Source organism: Streptomyces sp. NPDC048612 (assembly GCF_043199295.1).
In the GTDB taxonomy this organism is placed as follows: Bacteria; Actinomycetota; Actinomycetes; order Streptomycetales; family Streptomycetaceae; genus Streptomyces.
Window position 1 is genome coordinate 291,828 of record NZ_JBICVV010000008.1, and the last position, 16,929, is coordinate 308,756.

Here is a 16,929-nt window from a genome sequence, read left to right on the forward strand (position 1 = left end):
GGCACACGCTCCAAAGCCGCCAACGGAAGGACCATCATGAGTGCCAGCGAAAAGGCCAAGGCCCTCGCCGAGCAGGCCCTCGGCAAGGTCAAGAAGGAAGCCGGCCGAGTCGTCGGAAACGAAAGCGCCACCGCCAAGGGCTCCGCGACGGAATCCAGGGGAGATCTCCGCGGGGCGAAGGAGAAAGTCAAGGACGCTTTCAAGCGCTGAGCGCGGAATAACTGACCGGAGCAGAACAGGCCGGGCCAGGATCGATTCCGGCGCCTTCGGCATGGGGAGGGGCCACCGTGAGTATGCGGTGGCCCCTCCCCCTTGTTCTTGCCCGTCCGGTCCGCTCGCGTGCGGGCTTCACGCCGCGAGGCCGGGGTTCACAGGTCGGCCAGCTGACGGCGGCAGTTCTGCGCCCGGTCGGCGAGTTCGTCGAACCGGCGCACCTGGTCGCCGAGCCGGTCCTCGTCGAGGTCCGCGAAGACGCGGGTGATCCGGGAGGGGGACTCCAGGAATTCCGCGTAGCCCACCAGAAAGGCGCCGTAGCGGTAACGGTCCTCGTCCGCGCTCCACTTGTCGAGCCCCCGCTCACGCAACGCCGTACAGACGCCGCTCACCAGGTCGCACAGGGCGTGCGCCAGGGTGCGGATGCCGTGTTCGGCGCTGCGGTAGCGCAGCGGCGGCAGCACGGTGACATTCACGACGACGCCCACCCCGCATCCGATGAGGACCAGCAGGATGATCTGCCCCAGCTGGGTGACCTTGTCGAGGGCCGACGTGGCGGAGACATAGGTGGAGAAGGCGAAGAAGGCCGCGGTGGCCACCTGGGAGCCCTGGGAGCCGAGCGCCGGCCACCGTGCGATGAGCAGCACCGTGGTGCGCTCATGGCCCTCCGAGCCCAGCGCCCGCCCCCACCACCGCCGGACCCGGGCAACCCGGCCCGGGCGGGCCGCCGGTGTCCGTCGCTCGCTGACTTCTGCTGCCATGCCGTCCCCTCGCCTGTCGCCCGTCCGCACGTCGGCGGACCTTCCGGAGCCCGGTACCCGGCCGGGTCGGAACCATCCACGGCATGGAGGAGCTGTGGTCCGGCTGACAGTTCATGGGACCGCGTGGGTCACTTCTGGCCGAGCATGCCCTGGCGCAGCTGCTTGATGATGCGGGCGAGCAGGCGGGAGACATGCATCTGGGAGATGTCGAGCACCGCGCCGATCTGGGCCTGGGTCATCTCCCGGTCGAAGCGCAGATGAATGATGAGCCGGTCGCGCTCACCGAGCAGTTCCAGGAGTGAGGCCAGGGCGTACCGGTCCTCGACCTGCTCCGTGGCCGGGTCGGTGCTGCCGAGGATGTCGGCGAAGGCGGGGCCACCGCCGGCCTGTGCCGTCTCGCTGTCGCCGGAGAGGTGCAGGGAGACGGCTGTGTAGCCGTTACCGGCCACGATTCCCTCGATGATCTCCTCTTCGGTGAGCTGCATGTGCTCGGCCAGCTCCCTGACGGTGGGTTCCCGGTCCAGGAGGGCCGAGAGGTGCTCCATCGCCTGGGCCAGGTCGATGCGGAGTTCCTGGAGACGGCGCGGGACATGGACGGCCCAGCTGGTGTCACGGAAGAACCGCTTGATCTCCCCGAGGATATGAGGAATGGCGAAGGCCGAGAACTCCGTCCGGCGGGAGAGATCGAACCGGTCGATGGCCTTGATGAGACCGATGGTGCCGACCTGGACGATGTCCTCCATCTGGTCACTGTGGCTTCTGTACCGCGACGCCACATAGCGCACCAGCGACAGGTTCATCTCGATGAGCGTATTGCGCGCGTACTGATACTCGGGAGTTCCCTCCTCGGCCTCCGTGAGCCGCTCGAAGAACAGCGGCGACAGCGCCTTGGCGTCCTGCGGAGCCACGCTCCCGGCATCCGCGATGCGCGGAAGCCCGGTGGAATATCTTCCGACCTTCGCTGACGGTCCGTCATGGTGGGCCGGCAGTTGTGTGTCGCATACGTCCTCGAAAACCGTGTTCATGCTCCACCTCCGGGATTCAGGTCGTTTGAGCAGGCCTGTTTCCCGGCGTTGTGGCCCTTATGCGTATCGGCGGAACAATCACCCCGCTGAGTGGCGCAGCCGGTGGACCGGAGACGCCCGTTCGCGGAATTCCTGAATAATTCATGAGAAGTGCGACGGGCTCCTCGGCACTCTACGGAGGAGAGCGAGGGCACTGTGCCGGGACGCCACTTCGGTGACCTGGTGGTGCGGGCCATACGGGGACGGTCTTGGGGCTGGCCGAACAAGAGGCCGCCTAGAACCTGTGCCCGAAAAGCATGGCATGCTGTCGCCCATGTACGTTCATACACCGGCTGTGGTGACCCACGCTGTCGAGGACGACGTCTTCGCCGTTCGCGTCAGCGGGTCCCTCGATCACGACAGCGCCCCTCTCCTGGAAGAGGCCTGCGCGCTGGCGGAGACTTCCGGTGCTCCACGTACCGTCGTCGATCTGTCGCTCACCGACTTCGCCGACTCCACGGTGCTGCACGTCCTGCTCGCCGCGCAGCGTGCCCACCACCGGCAGCGGCGCAAGCTGATCGTCGCGGGCCCGTTCCGCGAGGTCGTCCACCGGCTCTTCGATGTCACCGGCACCGCCGGGTACTTCACGCTGGCCGACGACATGGCCGGCGCCCTGAAGTCCTGAGGGTCCGCGCGCCGCACCCCCGTCCCGGAGGAGCGCGCACCGCGTCCCGGCACCCTCGGGAACGCCTCCCCCAACGCCATGATCAGGCCAATTGCGCCACCCGTCGGGCACCGTTGCCCACTGCCCGCTGCCCAGCGGACAACGGACACCATTCCGTCGCCCGTGCGGCGTTTTCCCGGGAATGAACCGCTCAGCCCATGAAGTCGTTGAGGCTCGTGGCCGCGCTGATCAGCGCGAGATGGGTGAACGCCTGCGGGAAATTCCCCAGGTGTTCGCCCGTCATCCCGATCTGCTCGGCGTACAGACCGAGGTGATTGGCGTAGGTGAACATCTTCTCCAGCGCCACCCTGGCCTCCTCGATCCGCCCGGTACGGGAAAGGGCCTCGACCCACCAGAACGAACAGATCGAGAAGGTTCCCTCCTGGCCGTCCAGGCCGTCGGGGGAAACCTTGGGGTCGTAGCGGAAGACGAGGCTGTCGGTGACGAGGTTCTCGCCGATGGCCTGGACGGTGGAGCGGAAGCGCGGGTCGTCCGCCGACAGGAACTTGACCATGGGCATCATGAGGAGCGAGGCATCCAGAATGTGCTCCGGCGACTGTCCCTCCTCCTCGCTGAGGCGTTGGACAAAGGTCTGTTCCCGCGCGTTCCAGCCCTGTTCCATGATCTGGTGGTAGATCTTGTCGCGCTCCGCCATCCAGCGTTCCATATCAGCGGGCAGTCCGCGCTGCCGGGCCATCCTGATCATGCGCTCCACCGCCACCCAGCACATCAACCGTGAATAGGTGTGGTGCTGTTGACCGGCCCGGGTCTCCCATATTCCCGCGTCGGGACGGTCCCAGTGCTCCAGTAGCCAGTCGAGAATGCCGCACAGATCCCGCCAGCTGTCATGGGAAATTCCGGCCCCGTGCTTGTTGAACAGATAGACGGAGTCGAAGAGTTCACCGTAGATGTCGAGCTGGAGCTGGCCGGCAGCATCGTTCCCCACCCGGACCGGGGCCGATCCCCGGTAGCCGGCCCAGTGGTCGAGGACCTGCTCGGGCAGCTCGGCCGCACCGTCGATGGAATACAGCACCCGTAGCGGCCCGCGGTCACCGTCCTGCGCTTCGCGCAGACACGAGGTCAGCCAGCTGATGAAGGCCTGCGCCTCGCGGGTGAACCCCAGGCGCAGCAGGGCGTGCAAGGAAAAGGACGCGTCGCGTATCCAGACATAGCGATAGTCCCAGTTCCGTTCGCCACCGAGTTGTTCGGGAAGTCCGAGGGTCGGTGCGGCGACCATGGCACCGGTGGGCTCGTGGGTCAGGAGTTTGAGGGTCAGCGCGGAGCGGTGCACCATTTCGCGCCAGCGGCCGGCATAGGTGGACTGGCTCAGCCACTGGCGCCAGAACCGTACGGTGGAATGAAACAGCTCCTCGGCGGCGCGGGTATCGACCAGATCGACGGACGGATCGGCCTCGGAGAGCTTCGTGGACTCCAGCACGAAGAGCGCGGAACGGCCTTCCGTCAGGTCGAATTCACCGATGGCGTCCGGCCCTTCGGGACGGAGGGTCACATTCGCCTGGAGCGAGAGATCCAGCGCCTCACTGGTGAAACGCACTCCGTGCGGCTGGGTCTCCACCTTGTGCGGGTCCCGGCCGTAATTCATCCGCGGTGCGACGACGGTGCGGATACGCGAACTGCCGCGCACACTGACCACCCTCCGCACCAGACGCTGCCGGTGATTCCGGTCCCCCTCGGCCCGTATCGGCATGAAGTCCTGGATCTCGACGATGCCGTTCTCGGTCAGCATCCGCGTCATGAGGATGTTGGTGTCGGGGAAGTAGTACTGCTGCCGTTTGGCGACATCCGCGACGGGGCCGATCTGCCAGTCTCCGCCGTTCTCCGCGTCGAGCAGTGCACCGAAAATGCTCGGCGAATCGAACCGCGGGGCGCAGAACCAGCTGATCCGCCCGTCGGTGCCGACCAGCGCCGCGGTCCGCAGATCCCCGATCAGACCGTGCTCGGCAATGGGAAGATATCCGCCGTCCTCCCCCACGGCCCCGTCCACCTGCTTTTGACGGTCATTCATACGCCACGCCCCCTGCACCATGTCGCCTGCCGTGTGGCCGGACCGCGACAACACACCTGCGCCCGCGCCCAGTTCGCCGTAAAGCCATAACCGACCGCGCCCACGCGCTCCACCGGTCAGGTCGTGAGGCACCGGTGCCCAGGCGTATGCCCCGGTCGAGCACGTTCATGAGCCGACGGCCCACGAGCCGACGCACTCCGGCGCGCGGAGGGCCGTCCCGTGGTCGACGCGCCGCGTCAGCCCGTGGTGGAGCCGCTCCGTCCGGGCGGGGCGGTGAGGGGGTCGAGGGTGCCGGTGACCGTCAGGAGGCGGTCCAGGGCGGGCGGACGGTCGTCGAGATGGAGGTGGATACCGGCGGCGCTGGTGCGGCGGTGGAGGGCCAGCAGGACGGAGAGACCCATCGGGTCGCAGGCCCGCACCCGCCCGCAGTTGAGGTGGAGGTCGCGGAGGCCGGGCTGCGCGGCGATCTGCCGGAGGGCGAGGGCGAACAGCTCGTCCCCGGTGGTGCGGTCGAGGTCCCCGGCGGGGTGGAGGTGGGCGGTGTGCTCGTCCGGGGTGATGACGGTGGTGGAGCAGTCGTCGGCCGGGTGCGTGGTCATGCGGAGAATCCGGGGTCGGGGCCGGTGCCGAGAGTGCGGCGGGCATGGCTGAGGATGCGCCGGGCGCGGGGGAAGTCGTTGAGCTGTGCGGAGAGCGCGTCCAGCGTCGGGTACAGGGAGTGTGCGGGCACTCCGCGGGCCGTGAGGATCGCCGCGGTCCAGGTCAGAAATCCGCTGAACAGCTCGTCGTCATCCGTGTAGAGCGCGGTGGCGAGGAACTCGGTGATGTGCGCGAGGTCTTCCGCGGTGTGCTGCCGCTGCCGGTCGGAGTAGTCGCGCAGCGCGGGAAAGCGCTCCTCCAGCTGCGCCAGGGTCTCCCTGACCAGCTGTGGGGCGGTGCGTGCCACCAGGGAGTACTCCTGGTCGGACAGGTGCGGCAGATCGTCGACGGGCTGGTGCCCGAGCGCGGGGTACCGGGTTTCCGGCAGGCCCCGGGAGAGGAAGTCGGCGGCGGTACGGGCGTCCGGCGCCCAGGCGTCGGCGCCGAGGAGCCGGGCGTAGCGGCCGTCGGAACCGAACGCGGCGCCGCCGACCAGGACGGGGACACCCGCGGCCTGGCAGGCGGTGATCGCCGCGTGCGCGGTGGGAAGCCGGGTGGCGATCGAGCTGGACAGGGCGACGGCCCGTGGTCCGGTCTGGTGCAGATGGGCGATCAGATGGGGCGCGGGCACCTGCGCGCCGAGGAAGTCCACCTGCCAGCCGCGCAGTCGCAGCACCTCGGAGAGGAGGCGGGCGGGCAGCGCATGCCATTCACCGTCGACACAGGCCACCGTGAGGCGCCCCCGCCCGGCCGCCGGGGCGGACGGCCGGTGGTGCGCGAGGGCCGCGACGACCCGGTCGTTGATGGCCGTGGCGGCATGTTCCTGAGCCACCGTCATCCGGTTCGCCGCCCAGTGCTCGCCGACCCGGTGCTGGACGGGGGCGATGATGTCGAGCAGGACGTCCTCGGGCGGTACGCCGGCGTCCACCGCGTCACACACCAGGCGGACGGCCCCGTACTCGTCCACGGCCGAGACCGCGTCCCACAGGTGCTCGACGTGAGCGGCCAGGTGTTCCGTCATCGAGGCGGGCGACGTGGTCATGACGCACACCCGCCCGGCCGGCATCCGCCCAGGGGCGCGGAACCGGCACGTCGGCGAGCGCGGCCAGACAGGCCCGCGTCCGCCGCCTCGCACCGGTCGGCGGTGGCCGGCGCCCCCGTGGAAGCGATGTCTCTCATGCCGTGTACCTGCCCGGGGTGTGACCGTCCACCGCGCCGAGGTGCGCGTGTGGGGGTGCGGTGATGGCAACCACCGCCATGTCGTCGTGCCGGCCGGTGCCCACCCACTGGGCGGCCAGCATCCGGACGCGCTCCACGACCGCGTCGGCCGGCAGGCCCGCACACTCGCTCAGCGCGGACCGCAGCCGTTCCTCGCCGAACAGCTCGTCGCCCATCGGCCCGCCCACCGCTTCGGTGATCCCGTCGGTGTACAGCAGACACGACTCACCGGGGGCGAGGGCGAGCGAGGCCGTCGTGGAGGTCACCTCCGGCAGTGCGCCGACGAGGGACCCGCGGGTGTCGGCCTCCTCCACCCGGCCGTCGGCGCGGACGACCAGTGGCGCGGGATGTCCGGCGCTGGTCACCCTCAGCCGGACGGTGCCGCCCCGCCGCACCACCGAGGCGAGCACCAGGGTGGCGAACCGGGTGTGTTCGGAGTCGAGCAGCGCGCCGTTGAGCAGCCGCAGCACCCGCTGATGATCGGTGGCCAGCGGCAGCAGGGCGTGCAGGGTGTTACGGATCTTGCCGGTCTGTACCGCGGCCTCCAGCCCCTTGCCGCACACATCCCCGAGGACGACGAGCGACTCCTCGTCGGGCCCGGCCCCCGCGTGCACGTCGTAGAAGTCGCCCCCCACGCGGTCGGAGTCGTTCGAGGCGCGGTACCCGCCGGCCAACTCCACGCCGCTCACCTGCTCCAGCCGGGGTGGCAGCAGCTCCCGCATCAGCGTCCGGGTGATGGCCGCCTGTTCCGCGTAGAGCCGCGCGGCGGACATGGCCGCTCCGGCGCGGGCCGCGAACAGCCGGGCGAAGGTCTCCTCGCTCTCGCTGAACGCGGCGTGGTCGGAACGCCTCAGGAGGATCAGTGCCCCGGCCGCCACACCGTGCCCGGGGAGCGGGGTGACCGCCACCGAGCCGATTTCCCCGAGCGCGGACGGCCGCACCCAGTCCGGCACGGCTGCCGGATCTATCCAGCGCGAGGGAACAGGGGGAAATCCCTGGAGGGCTTCGGCCAGTCCCGGTACGGAGGCGGGGTCGGCGACGACCTTGTCGCGCACCACCTGCCGGTCCGGGCCGCAGAAGCTCATCGCCAGCCGCCGCCCGGCGGGCGGGGTGACCACGACGGCGGCGTCCGCCAGATACTGCGTGGCGAGTCGGGCCGTGACCTCCAGGCACCGGTCGACATTCAGGGAGGCGAGCAGTTCCGTCGACGCCTGGGCGAGAAACGCGGTGCGCTCACGCTCCGCGCGCAGGGCGTCCTCCGCCGCCCGGCGGGCGGTGTCATCGGCCAGCCACCACACCACGTCGCCGTTCTCCGCGCGGCTCGGCCGGGCTTCGAAGCTCCGCTCCCCGAGGGAGCCCCGCGCCGGCTCGTCGCCCTCGGGGCACAGGGGGTCGGTGAAGCGCCGATGCGCGTCGGCGAGCCAACCGGCCACGGCTTCGCCGTACGGTGCGCCCGCCCTGAGGTCCGGGAACAACGGCGCGGCGACATCGCTGACCGCGCGCACCGCACCGGACGGGCTGATGACGAGTACGGGGTGGGGTACGGACCGCCAGGAGCGCCACCCGGCACCGGCATCGGCGCCGACCGGGGGCGCGGGCACCGGGGGTTCGAGCGCAGCGGATGCGCCGGCAGCGGGCGCGGGTGCGGCCGGCGCGTCGGAACTCGTCACCACGCGAGGCTCACCCCGTACACCCCATCACCTCACCGAACCGGCAGAGACCATTCCCCTTCGGCAACCTTCCCGCACGGACACCACGGATGGCAATCGTCGCCCGGGGCATCGAAGGGTCCCGGGGCGGCTTCCCCAGCTCCCTCGCCGGACCCGGTGCACGGAGGCCGGGGCCGGGCCGACGGGTTCACAGCCGGCGGGTTCACAGGGGCAAGGTCACCCGAATCGTCTTGCCGGTCACGGTCGCGGTGATGTCGACGGTGCGGGCCAGCCGTTGTATCAGTGGCCAGCCGTATCCCCGTGTGGCGCCGGAATCGCCGCTGGGGTCCACCGGAGGAACCGCGACGGGGTGGTGCGCGCTGCCGTCCTCGACCGCCACTTCCAGGTACCCCTCGACGACATGCGCGGTGAACCCGGTGAGCCCGCCCGCGTGCCGCTGGGCATTGGTGACCAGCTCCGTGGTCACCAGGAGGGCGTCGACGAGGGCCAGATCATCGACCGGACTGCCGATCCTGTGCAGCAGGTCGTGCACGAAGTTGCGCGCCTCGGCTGCTCTTACAGGTACTCCCTGCATCACACCATTTCACCTCGATGCCCCGGACCGCCGGCGTGACGCTGCATCCCTCACCCACCCTCCGGGCGGGCGCGGCCGGCCGGGGCACTTCCTTCTCGCACGGCAGGACGGCAATACTCTCAGGCCCCCGCGCGGACGTCACAGCGGGCGAACCCTCCGCCGGAGAGGCCAGGCACACGCATCCGGGGCGGCATCGTCACGGACCGCACCACGACCACACGAGTTGCCTTACGAGGGAATGACACGCCCGCCCCCACCACGGAATGCCGCACCGGCGGCACCGTCACCCGGCCGCGCCGTCAAACCGGAGCGGCACGGTGACGGTAATGGCCTTGCCGTCGACAGCGGGAACGATCACGACACAGGACGTGAGTTTCTGAATCATCGGCCACCCATATCCGCCGACCCCGTATTTCTCGGGTCCGATGGCCGTGGCGGGATGACGGGGGCTGCGATCGGCGACGGTGACTTCCAGAAGACCGGACGCGATGCGGGCGGAGAAATCGGCGAGTCCCCCGCCGTGGCGCTGGGCATTGGTGACCAATTCCGAGGTGACCAGCAGCGCGTCGATCATGGAGAGTTCACCGACCCGCGGGCGGTGCATGTTCAGCAACTCCTGCACCCGGTCCCGCGCCTCCGCCGCCCTGTTCACCGGGGTCTGCTGCGTGCCCGTCACACCTCTCACCTCACGCCCGATCGACCACAACGCCCTGGAGCTCACCCGCCGCCCGCTGCGAGGGCCACGCAAAAGGCTACTTCGGCGAGAAGGTTCTCTGACGGCTTCCCCGGACCACGAAGTTCACTCCGCATTCTCCATGATTCCGCACCGTGCCCCGACCCGTCCCCCGCCCTGCTCACCCATGGCACGCAGACCGGAAGGCCGCACCAGGGCTCCGGTGAAAGACGTCACAGGATGGACATCACGGGAGGGCGGCGGGGAGGGCGGTGCCACGTATGCCACTTGGGCGAGGTCACAGCGCGCACCGGCCGCGTACGGCGTCCTGCGGCGACGGCAGCGGGGCGAGCCGGGACCTGGCAGGCCCTGGGAGGCCGGGCCGGGCGGGCCCAGGCGGCCGAGCGGGGGCCCGAGCAAGCCAGGACCGGGCCCCTGAGCGACTCCCCACCACACAACCCCCCTCACACCAGAGGAAATCCCCCGAAATACACCCCGACCTGGTGCAGGTAATCCGCACTGCTCTCGTGTCCGGGACGCTCGAACTCGGGCGCACCCTTGATCTCGTCCCTGGTGCGCCCCACGTAGATCCTCTGCTCCTGCTGGTCGATGCCGGTCACGACACCGGCTGGCAACACGACACGCCGCCCGAGAATCCAGGGGCCGGTATCGACGACGAGGTGCGCGGAATCCACCTCGTCAGAATGCTTGTCCACCTTGCCGATGCTCCCGTCGACAGCTTCGACGGTGTATCCGACGAGGACCGTACCCGCCCGGTATCCGGAATCCGGAAGATATCCCCAGACATTGGCGCTCATACAACATCCCTTCACAGCGAACACAAAAGCAGGCCGGCTCCGCCTCACCGCTGTTCCCGCCCAACGGGAGCCGGTCGCGAAACCCTCCGCTTCGCCAACCCGCCCGACAGTGCTCTGCTGCCCCGGCGCAGTTCTCCAAAACAGCGACCACCACACAGCCCAACCCACCCCGCCGCCTTTGCCGCACAGACACGGCCCCCACCCCCGACCACCATTCGGCAAGCAATGCCACGCCAGGAGGACGGAAATACCCCCGCCCCTTCCGCCTCCCTCTCAGGAATTCACCCGCCCCGGCGGACAGGAAGCCGGCCCGGCATCCACGCCAATGGCGGACCGGACTCCACACCACCGCCCCACCACCGCCCCCACCGGCGACCGGGCCCACCTGAGACTCCCGTAGGACACCCGCGCACGAAGCACCACGTGTCCCCCGCGAAGCAGAGCTCGGGGCACGGGGGAGCCGCTAGGATCGGGCCCCCTGTCGATGACGACGCGAGAGCGACCCTCGATCGTGGCTGATGACGCCTTCATCCTGTTTCTCCCCGGCATGCGCGCTCATGTAGGAGCGCCTCTGGCCGCGGTGGGCAGCCTCGACTGCCTGGAAACCCCCGCGGTACAGGGCTGGTTGCACGCCCACGACACGTCCCTCACGTCGGACCAGGTACGCATCCTGCCGCCCGAAGCGAGCGCCGCGATCCCCGAGGAGGCCGAGTACCTCCCCGTTCCGCTCAGCACCGAGGAGACCGAAGCGGTCCGCCGCGCCTGCGCCACCGACGTCACCGCCGACATCGAGGCGCAACTACTGGACTTCCGCCACACCGCAGAAGACCGCGACCGCCTCGTCCACCAGGCCCTGGCCACCGGCCTCCCTCCACACCGCATCGCCGAACTCACCGGCCTCGACCCACAGGTCGTCGGAGAACTGGCGGGGCACTAGGCGGACCGTCCACACGAGGACGGCCGACCACTCCTGAGCGGAGTACTGGGCGGCGGACCGGCGCTCCCCCCCCACTGGGTCGCCTGCGGCCACGAGGTCAGCCACCGCCACCGCCACCAGGCTCTCCGCCGACGCCCCGCTCGCCATCACGCCGCTCGGCCGGGGCGCCCGCACCTGCCTCCAGCCACAGGGAGCCGTGGGCAGGCACAGCGGGGCAGGGCAGCACAGCCGCCCTGCCCCGCCCCCATGTCACGAGAATCACACCGAGGCGACAAATCCCCCATATCGCCACAATCCCGGCCCCGACGCCCCAGGTCACAGCCCTGCAGGCTCCGAAGTCGCCAGGCGCCCGGCCGCGAGGCCCACCCCCAGCCGGGACCGTTTGAATGATTAAAGTGGCGGGGCGCTAGCATATGAGCACCGCCTAGCTCGAAAGATAAGCCTGTGACTGTCAATGACGACTCGTTCACCAACTGGAAAACCCGCGAGGAGATCGCGGAGTCGATGATCCCGATCATCGGGAAGCTGCACCGGGAGCGGGACGTCACGGTCCTGCTTCACAGCCGCTCCCTGGTGAACAAGTCGGTGGTCAGCATCCTCAAGACCCACCGTTTCGCCCGGCAGATCGCCGGAACGGAGCTCCCGGTCACCGAGACGATGCCGTTCCTCCAGGCTCTGACCTCGCTCGATCTCGGCCCGTCCCAGATCGACATCGCGCTGCTCGCCGAGACGTACCGGACCGACGACCGCGGCCTGTCGGTGGAGGAGTTCACCGCCGAGGCCGTCGCCGGCGCCACGGGTGACAACAAGATCGAGCGCCGTGAGCCGCGCGACGTCGTGCTCTACGGCTTCGGCCGCATCGGCCGGCTCGTCGCCCGCCTGCTCATCGAGAAGGCCGGCTCCGGCAACGGCCTGCGGCTCCGCGCCATCGTCGTCCGCGGCGGCGGCGGCCGAGCCGCCGACGATCTCGTGAAGCGCGCCTCGCTGCTGCGCCGCGACTCGATCCACGGCCAGTTCCAGGGCACGATCACCGTTGACGAGGCGAACAGCAAGATCATCGCCAACGGCAACGAGATCCAGATGATCTACTCCGACGACCCCACGTCGGTGGACTACACGTCGTACGGCATCAACAACGCCATCCTCATCGACAACACGGGCAAGTGGCGCGACCGTGCGGGCCTGTCGAAGCACCTCCAGCCGGGCATCTCCAAGGTCGTCCTGACCGCCCCGGGCAAGGGCGACGTCCCCAACGTCGTGCACGGTGTCAACCACGACATGATCAAGCCGGACGAGCAGATCCTGTCCTGCGCTTCCTGCACCACCAACGCGATCGTCCCGCCGCTGAAGGCGATGGCGGACGAGTACGGCGTCCTGCGCGGCCACGTGGAGACCATCCACTCGTTCACCAACGATCAGAACCTGCTGGACAACTACCACAACTCGGACCGTCGCGGTCGCTCGGCGCCGCTCAACATGGTCATCACGGAGACCGGTGCCGCCTCCGCCGTCGCCAAGGCGCTGCCCGACCTCGACGCTACGATCACCGGCAGCTCGATCCGCGTCCCCGTGCCGGACGTCTCGATCGCGATCCTGAGCCTCCAGCTCGGCCGCGAGACCACCCGCCAGGAGGTCCTCGACTACCTCCGCGACGTGTCGCTGACCTCGCCGCTCAAGCGCCAGATCGACTTCACCACGGCCCCCGACGCGGTCTCCAGCGACTTCATCGGCTCCCGCCACGCCTCGATCGTCGACGCCGGCCCCACCAAGGTCGAGGGCGACAACGCCATCCTCTACCTCTGGTACGACAACGAGTTCGGCTACTCCTGCCAGGTCATCCGAGTCGTCCAGCACGTCTCCGGGGTGGAATACCCGACCTACCCGGCTCCGGAGGCCTGACCACACCGACACCGATCCTCCGGTGTCCCGGCGGCCCCAGCCGACGGGGCGACGGGGGGCGCAGGCGGGCGGAATCCGGCACCGGCCGACTTCCGTTTGGTCTCCCGCCGCATGTGGGGCACGCCCGGCGTGCCCCACATGCGCATTCGCTCAGCCGGGCGACTGTCGGCGGGCTCTTGGGGCGGTCCCACTCCCCCAGGCCCTGGTCAACTCCAGCTGTACACCGCGTAATAGAGGCCCTCCGTACCTCCCGGGTCCGGCACACAGGGTTCACATTTCCGGACGGTCCGGAACGGGCGAAGCGGCGACGGCATCGTCGAGGATCTGCTCCCGCGTCGAGACGATCAGCCTGTTGAGGGCGGTGGCCAGCGGGAGGATCTCACCGGACCTGTCAGGATCGGTGATCTGTTCAGTCGACTCCTCAAGAAGGACCATCACCTTCCGCATCAGGCTGCGAGCTTCGGGCGTGGTGGGAAGCGCGTCAGCTCTGACCAGATTGAGCATCGTCTCCAACGCCGTGGCCAACTCGCGGACCGCCGCACGCATCTCGGATTCTTCGGAGTTCATGCAGGACACGATCGCGGATCAGATGTGAATGTGCCACGCCGTCGGCTTCCGTCGTCGGAGCTGGGCGGTGTCGGCGCTGACGCCATGGTGTGCGTGTGACGTTTTCCGTGGTGGAGCCGGGCTTCGAGCACAAACCACGTTCCGAACGCATGCCCGCCTCCCGCGCCGACTTGGCCCAGAATCCGCCGTGCTCGGCGGCGAGTTCCCGGACCCGCTGGGCGAGCCGGTCAGCTGTGACCGGTCCGCCCATCCCGGCCAGGTACTCCGCGAGCAGCAACGTGATGTGGCCTTGGGTGCCCTGCTCGGGCATCCGGACGTCGGTGAGGTCGTCCTCGGCGTCGACCATGGCGATGCCCTCGGCCCGGATCTCGGGAACCAGCCCGGTCAGGTCGGCCACGCGGGCGGTGAGGAACCCCCGCTGCCGGGTGAGGTAGCTGAGTTCGGCGTCGCTCAGCTCGTCGTAGTAGAGCACCGGATCGTCCAGGAGTCTCCGGGTGAGTGTCTGCCGCATCGCGCGAAAGCGCAGCTCGTCGCTGTCGAGGGCGGTTTCGGCGACGAGCTGCGTCAGCCGGCCGTCAAGGGTTTCGGCTTGCACGGTGGACGGGCCACGGCGCGTCGCGAGCAGTCCCGCCAGCACGCGCCGTTCGACGTCGTAGAGCACATCGCCGGCACCGTTGACGTACGCGTCCTCGTCTCCGGCGACCCGGCGCAGTACGCCGAGGCTGAGCAGGAGCCGTACGACCGCGGCGAGGTCGAGGCGCTTGTCGCGGCGGTCCAGGGTGAACTGGATACCTGCCGCGACGAGCCGGGGCTCGGTGGCGTCGAGGACGACCTGGTCGGCGAGACGGCCCAGAGCGATCTGCGACTCGCCGCGCTCCAGGGCAGCCAGGGCCAGGCAGAGCAGGACGTAGCGGCGGCGGGTGAAGGGGGTGGCGGCGCGGGTCACCTCGCGGGCCGGGTGCGTCGCGTCGTCGAGGACTCCGGGGATCTTGCGCAGCCGGGCGGTCTCGGCGTCCACGTGGAGCGGCCAGCCGGTGTTGCGGTCGAACCACTCGCGGAGTTCGGCGGCGTGCCGTCGCACCAGCCGGAATTCCTCCGCGTACCTGCCGTGGGAGAGGAGGAGGGGCTGTTTCAGAAGGGCACGGGCGGCCTTGCGGAGCTCAGCGGCGTGCTGTCCGTCGAGAACCTCGGCCAGGGGCGTGGTCATCGGTCGCTCGCTCCGTCCGTCGGGCTGTCGGTCAGATCGACGATCTCGATGAGGTGATCGGGCCCGCGGAACGTGCCGGACGGCATACGGATCTCCATGGAACCGTCGTTGCTGGTGACCACGGTGTGCCGCATACCGGGCCGCCACGTGGCCAGTGCGTCGCCGAGCAGTTGGAGGAAGAGCCCGAAGGACGCGGGGTCGAGCTCGCCGAGCGCGGACAGCCGGACCGTTCCCTCCGTGACCAGCCGGGACCGGGCCGCGGCTGTCTCGGCAGCCTGCTTGGCCGCCACCTCGGCGAGGTGGCGACGCCGCTCCTGACGGTCCTCGACCTTGCGGGGCTTGCCCCGCCGCTCGTAGCTTCCGGTGCGTCGCAGCTGAGGGCTGATGCGCAGCGGCTCCGCAGCGGACCAGGGAGTGGCGGCGGGAACCGGCGCAGCCACGCGGGCGGCCAGGGTGTCCGCGTCGATGGTGAGGTGACGAGCCGGATGGAGCCCGAAAGCCGCCCGCCACAGCCGGTGCCGCGACGCGTCGTCGGAGGTCTCGGCGAACCAGCGGGCGAGCGTGCGGAAATCGGCGGAACGGTCGGACCGGCCGGCCCGGCGCTCCCCCAGGACACGGACGACGGCCAGCATCTGCGGGATCGCTCCCAGAGCCCGCCCGCGCAGCAGTCTGGCCTGAGACTCTCGTCCGTTCCGGGTGAGGAACCACGCCGCGAGCCCGTCCCAGCGTCCGGCCCAATGCGCGTACGCCTCCTGTACGGCACTTTCCGTCTCTTCGGGCGCGGCATCAACTGCCTCCCGCCCGGCGGCAGCCCTGAGCAGGACCTCGATCCTGCCCGATTCCTCCAGCTCCAGGATCAGCTGGGCGATGCGCCCTCCCAGGGTGATCAGGTCCTGGATGAAGCGCTCCAGGTACTGGATGAGGCGATCTTTGTACGCGAGGAAAACCGCTTCCTCCACCTCGTGGAGGTCAATGGTGCGCTGCAGCGAGCCCATGAACGCGCGCGCGTTGTCGGCGAGAGCGGCGAACCGGCTCGCGAGCGCGTCGAGCGCGAGGTGCGCTTTGCCGGGATCGGGCTGCTGGTCGGCGGTGAGCACGAGGAGGGCCCGCAGTTGCGTGACGATGTCGTGCAGGGCGATGGCCTGGAGGGCACCGCGCCGTCCGAGCGCCTCGTCGTAGACGGCAAGTGCCTCCTCGGCGGCTTCGCCGGCCCGGGTGAGCTGGTAGATGAACCGTTTGCGGTAGAAGTCCTCGACGGCGGTGACCCGGCCCGTGTCGGGGTCGGCCCGCAGATTCCCCCACTCGACCAGCTTGTCGAGCGCTTTGACGACCCCGTCGAGATCGCCGGGCCGCACCTCCCCGGGCAGCGCGGCGTGCACGTCCTCGGGTCGCAGATGCACGGCGAAGTGTTGCTTTGCCACGACGAACGCCCGCATCACCTGGCGGTAGAGCGCGGTGTTCTGCACGGTGAGGTGGGTGAAGGGGCTGAACCCGTGCGGTTCACCCGCCAGTTCGGCGGTGGTGGCTGTCATCGTCAGCCATTTTGGCGTGGCGGTGACGCCCCCGGCCAGAGACCAAAGCACTTGGCTGGATATCGCCGGTAGGTACGGTACCGCCCCCCACTGAGCCTTCTGCCTCCACGAAGCGGCACCAGGGGCAGGTTCCTGATGCCGCGTGAGCGGCTGTCGCCGCATGGCGAATGGACCCGGGAACGCGAAAAAGCCCCGCACCATAAGGTGCGGGGCTTTCCCACAAAGATTGTTCGGCGGCGTCCTACTCTCCCACAGGGTCCCCCCTGCAGTACCATCGGCGCTGAAAGGCTTAGCTTCCGGGTTCGGAATGTAACCGGGCGTTTCCCTAACGCAATGACCACCGAAACACTATGAAGTTAACCAACCCGACATTAACACAGGTCGTTACTTCAGAACCTACACAGTGGACGCGAGCAACTGAGGACAAGCCCTCGGCCTATTAGTACCAGTCAACTCCACCCGTTACC

General features: G+C 69.3%; 16 protein-coding genes and 1 rRNA gene. 4 read left to right on the top strand and 13 right to left on the bottom strand.

Going from position 1 to position 16,929, the window contains the following annotated elements; genetic code table 11:
* Window positions 1-36 precede the first annotated feature (36 nt).
* A complete protein-coding gene (locus ACGFN2_RS15630) occupies window positions 37-210 on the top strand; it encodes a CsbD family protein (RefSeq protein ID WP_362607309.1) in 174 nt (57 codons plus the stop codon).
* Window positions 211-368: 158 nt separating this feature from the next.
* Here the strand turns inward: ACGFN2_RS15630 and ACGFN2_RS15635 are convergent, their stop codons facing one another.
* Both ACGFN2_RS15635 and ACGFN2_RS15640 read right to left on the bottom strand, forming a co-directional pair.
* On the bottom strand, window positions 369-974 hold the full coding sequence (locus tag ACGFN2_RS15635) for a hypothetical protein (RefSeq protein WP_393360572.1): 606 nt from the start codon (window positions 972-974) through the stop codon (window positions 369-371).
* Between the two features lie 128 nt (window positions 975-1,102).
* A complete protein-coding gene (locus ACGFN2_RS15640; RefSeq protein ID WP_393360574.1) occupies window positions 1,103-1,999 on the bottom strand; it encodes a SigB/SigF/SigG family RNA polymerase sigma factor in 897 nt (298 codons plus the stop codon).
* Between the two features lie 337 nt (window positions 2,000-2,336).
* Here ACGFN2_RS15640 and ACGFN2_RS15645 point away from each other — a divergent pair, with 337 nt between their 5' ends.
* The gene (locus tag ACGFN2_RS15645; RefSeq protein ID WP_362607312.1) at window positions 2,337-2,663 is read left to right on the top strand and encodes an STAS domain-containing protein; all 327 of its coding nucleotides are present in this window, start codon (window positions 2,337-2,339) and stop codon (window positions 2,661-2,663) included.
* 190 nt (window positions 2,664-2,853) lie between these two features.
* On the opposite strand, the gene ACGFN2_RS15650 is transcribed toward ACGFN2_RS15645, so the two are convergent.
* The 7 genes from ACGFN2_RS15650 to ACGFN2_RS15680 all read right to left on the bottom strand — a co-directional run bounded on the left by ACGFN2_RS15650 (window position 2,854) and on the right by ACGFN2_RS15680 (window position 10,320).
* A complete protein-coding gene (locus ACGFN2_RS15650) occupies window positions 2,854-4,728 on the bottom strand; it encodes a glycoside hydrolase family 15 protein (protein ID WP_393360576.1) in 1,875 nt (624 codons plus the stop codon).
* Window positions 4,729-4,964: 236 nt separating this feature from the next.
* Window positions 4,965-5,327: an STAS domain-containing protein gene (locus ACGFN2_RS15655; RefSeq protein WP_393360578.1), complete on the bottom strand. Its 363-nt coding sequence runs from the start codon at window positions 5,325-5,327 to the stop codon at window positions 4,965-4,967.
* Complete coding sequence (locus ACGFN2_RS15660) at window positions 5,324-6,409, bottom strand: B12-binding domain-containing protein (RefSeq protein ID WP_393360580.1); 1,086 nt, start codon at window positions 6,407-6,409, stop codon at window positions 5,324-5,326. The genes ACGFN2_RS15655 and ACGFN2_RS15660 overlap by 4 nt, the downstream gene beginning before the upstream one ends.
* 133 nt (window positions 6,410-6,542) lie before the next feature.
* Window positions 6,543-8,186: a PP2C family protein-serine/threonine phosphatase gene (locus tag ACGFN2_RS15665; protein ID WP_393360609.1), complete on the bottom strand. Its 1,644-nt coding sequence runs from the start codon at window positions 8,184-8,186 to the stop codon at window positions 6,543-6,545.
* 271 nt (window positions 8,187-8,457) lie between these two features.
* On the bottom strand, window positions 8,458-8,829 hold the full coding sequence (locus ACGFN2_RS15670) for an ATP-binding protein (RefSeq protein ID WP_393360582.1): 372 nt from the start codon (window positions 8,827-8,829) through the stop codon (window positions 8,458-8,460).
* Window positions 8,830-9,112: 283 nt separating this feature from the next.
* On the bottom strand, window positions 9,113-9,505 hold the full coding sequence (locus ACGFN2_RS15675) for an ATP-binding protein (protein WP_362607318.1): 393 nt from the start codon (window positions 9,503-9,505) through the stop codon (window positions 9,113-9,115).
* A gap of 461 nt (window positions 9,506-9,966) precedes the next feature.
* Window positions 9,967-10,320 (bottom strand): PRC-barrel domain containing protein, encoded by a 354-nt coding sequence (locus ACGFN2_RS15680; RefSeq protein WP_362607319.1) that lies wholly within the window; start codon window positions 10,318-10,320, stop codon window positions 9,967-9,969.
* A 511-nt stretch (window positions 10,321-10,831) separates the two neighbouring features.
* Here ACGFN2_RS15680 and ACGFN2_RS15685 point away from each other — a divergent pair.
* Both ACGFN2_RS15685 and ACGFN2_RS15690 read left to right on the top strand, forming a co-directional pair.
* Window positions 10,832-11,257 (top strand): DUF6003 family protein, encoded by a 426-nt coding sequence (locus ACGFN2_RS15685; RefSeq protein ID WP_393360584.1) that lies wholly within the window; start codon window positions 10,832-10,834, stop codon window positions 11,255-11,257.
* A 444-nt stretch (window positions 11,258-11,701) separates the two neighbouring features.
* Entirely contained in the window at window positions 11,702-13,156 is a 1,455-nt protein-coding gene (locus ACGFN2_RS15690; protein WP_362607322.1) for a glyceraldehyde-3-phosphate dehydrogenase, read from the top strand.
* A gap of 270 nt (window positions 13,157-13,426) precedes the next feature.
* Here the strand turns inward: ACGFN2_RS15690 and ACGFN2_RS15695 are convergent, their stop codons facing one another.
* The 4 genes from ACGFN2_RS15695 to rrf form a co-directional block, all read right to left on the bottom strand.
* On the bottom strand, window positions 13,427-13,660 hold the full coding sequence (locus tag ACGFN2_RS15695) for a hypothetical protein (protein WP_393360586.1): 234 nt from the start codon (window positions 13,658-13,660) through the stop codon (window positions 13,427-13,429).
* Window positions 13,638-14,930 carry a TIGR02678 family protein gene (locus ACGFN2_RS15700; RefSeq protein ID WP_393360588.1) on the bottom strand — a complete coding sequence of 431 codons (1,293 nt, stop codon included), beginning with the start codon at window positions 14,928-14,930 and terminating at the stop codon, window positions 13,638-13,640. Before ACGFN2_RS15700 ends, ACGFN2_RS15695 begins: the two co-directional genes overlap by 23 nt.
* Window positions 14,927-16,462 carry a TIGR02677 family protein gene (locus tag ACGFN2_RS15705; protein ID WP_393360590.1) on the bottom strand — a complete coding sequence of 512 codons (1,536 nt, stop codon included), beginning with the start codon at window positions 16,460-16,462 and terminating at the stop codon, window positions 14,927-14,929. The genes ACGFN2_RS15700 and ACGFN2_RS15705 overlap by 4 nt, the downstream gene beginning before the upstream one ends.
* Before the next feature lie 228 nt (window positions 16,463-16,690).
* Window positions 16,691-16,807: ribosomal RNA gene (gene rrf, locus ACGFN2_RS15710) — 5S ribosomal RNA — on the bottom strand.
* Between the last annotated feature and the right edge of the window lie 122 nt (window positions 16,808-16,929).

Excerpts from the sequence above, each read along its gene's own strand:
- ACGFN2_RS15655 (WP_393360578.1), bottom strand. The coding sequence starts at position 5,327 with ATGACCACGCACCCGGCCGACGACTGCTCCACCACCGTCATCACCCCG.
- ACGFN2_RS15630 (WP_362607309.1), top strand. The coding sequence starts at position 37 with ATGAGTGCCAGCGAAAAGGCCAAGGCCCTCGCCGAGCAGGCCCTCGGC.
- ACGFN2_RS15650 (WP_393360576.1), bottom strand. The coding sequence starts at position 4,728 with ATGAATGACCGTCAAAAGCAGGTGGACGGGGCCGTGGGGGAGGACGGC.
- ACGFN2_RS15695 (WP_393360586.1), bottom strand. The coding sequence starts at position 13,660 with ATGCTCAATCTGGTCAGAGCTGACGCGCTTCCCACCACGCCCGAAGCT.
- ACGFN2_RS15680 (WP_362607319.1), bottom strand. The coding sequence starts at position 10,320 with ATGAGCGCCAATGTCTGGGGATATCTTCCGGATTCCGGATACCGGGCG.
- ACGFN2_RS15705 (WP_393360590.1), bottom strand. The coding sequence starts at position 16,462 with ATGACAGCCACCACCGCCGAACTGGCGGGTGAACCGCACGGGTTCAGC.
- ACGFN2_RS15670 (WP_393360582.1), bottom strand. The coding sequence starts at position 8,829 with ATGCAGGGAGTACCTGTAAGAGCAGCCGAGGCGCGCAACTTCGTGCAC.
- ACGFN2_RS15635 (WP_393360572.1), bottom strand. The coding sequence starts at position 974 with ATGGCAGCAGAAGTCAGCGAGCGACGGACACCGGCGGCCCGCCCGGGC.
- ACGFN2_RS15700 (WP_393360588.1), bottom strand. The coding sequence starts at position 14,930 with ATGACCACGCCCCTGGCCGAGGTTCTCGACGGACAGCACGCCGCTGAG.
- ACGFN2_RS15660 (WP_393360580.1), bottom strand. The coding sequence starts at position 6,409 with ATGACCACGTCGCCCGCCTCGATGACGGAACACCTGGCCGCTCACGTC.
- ACGFN2_RS15640 (WP_393360574.1), bottom strand. The coding sequence starts at position 1,999 with ATGAACACGGTTTTCGAGGACGTATGCGACACACAACTGCCGGCCCAC.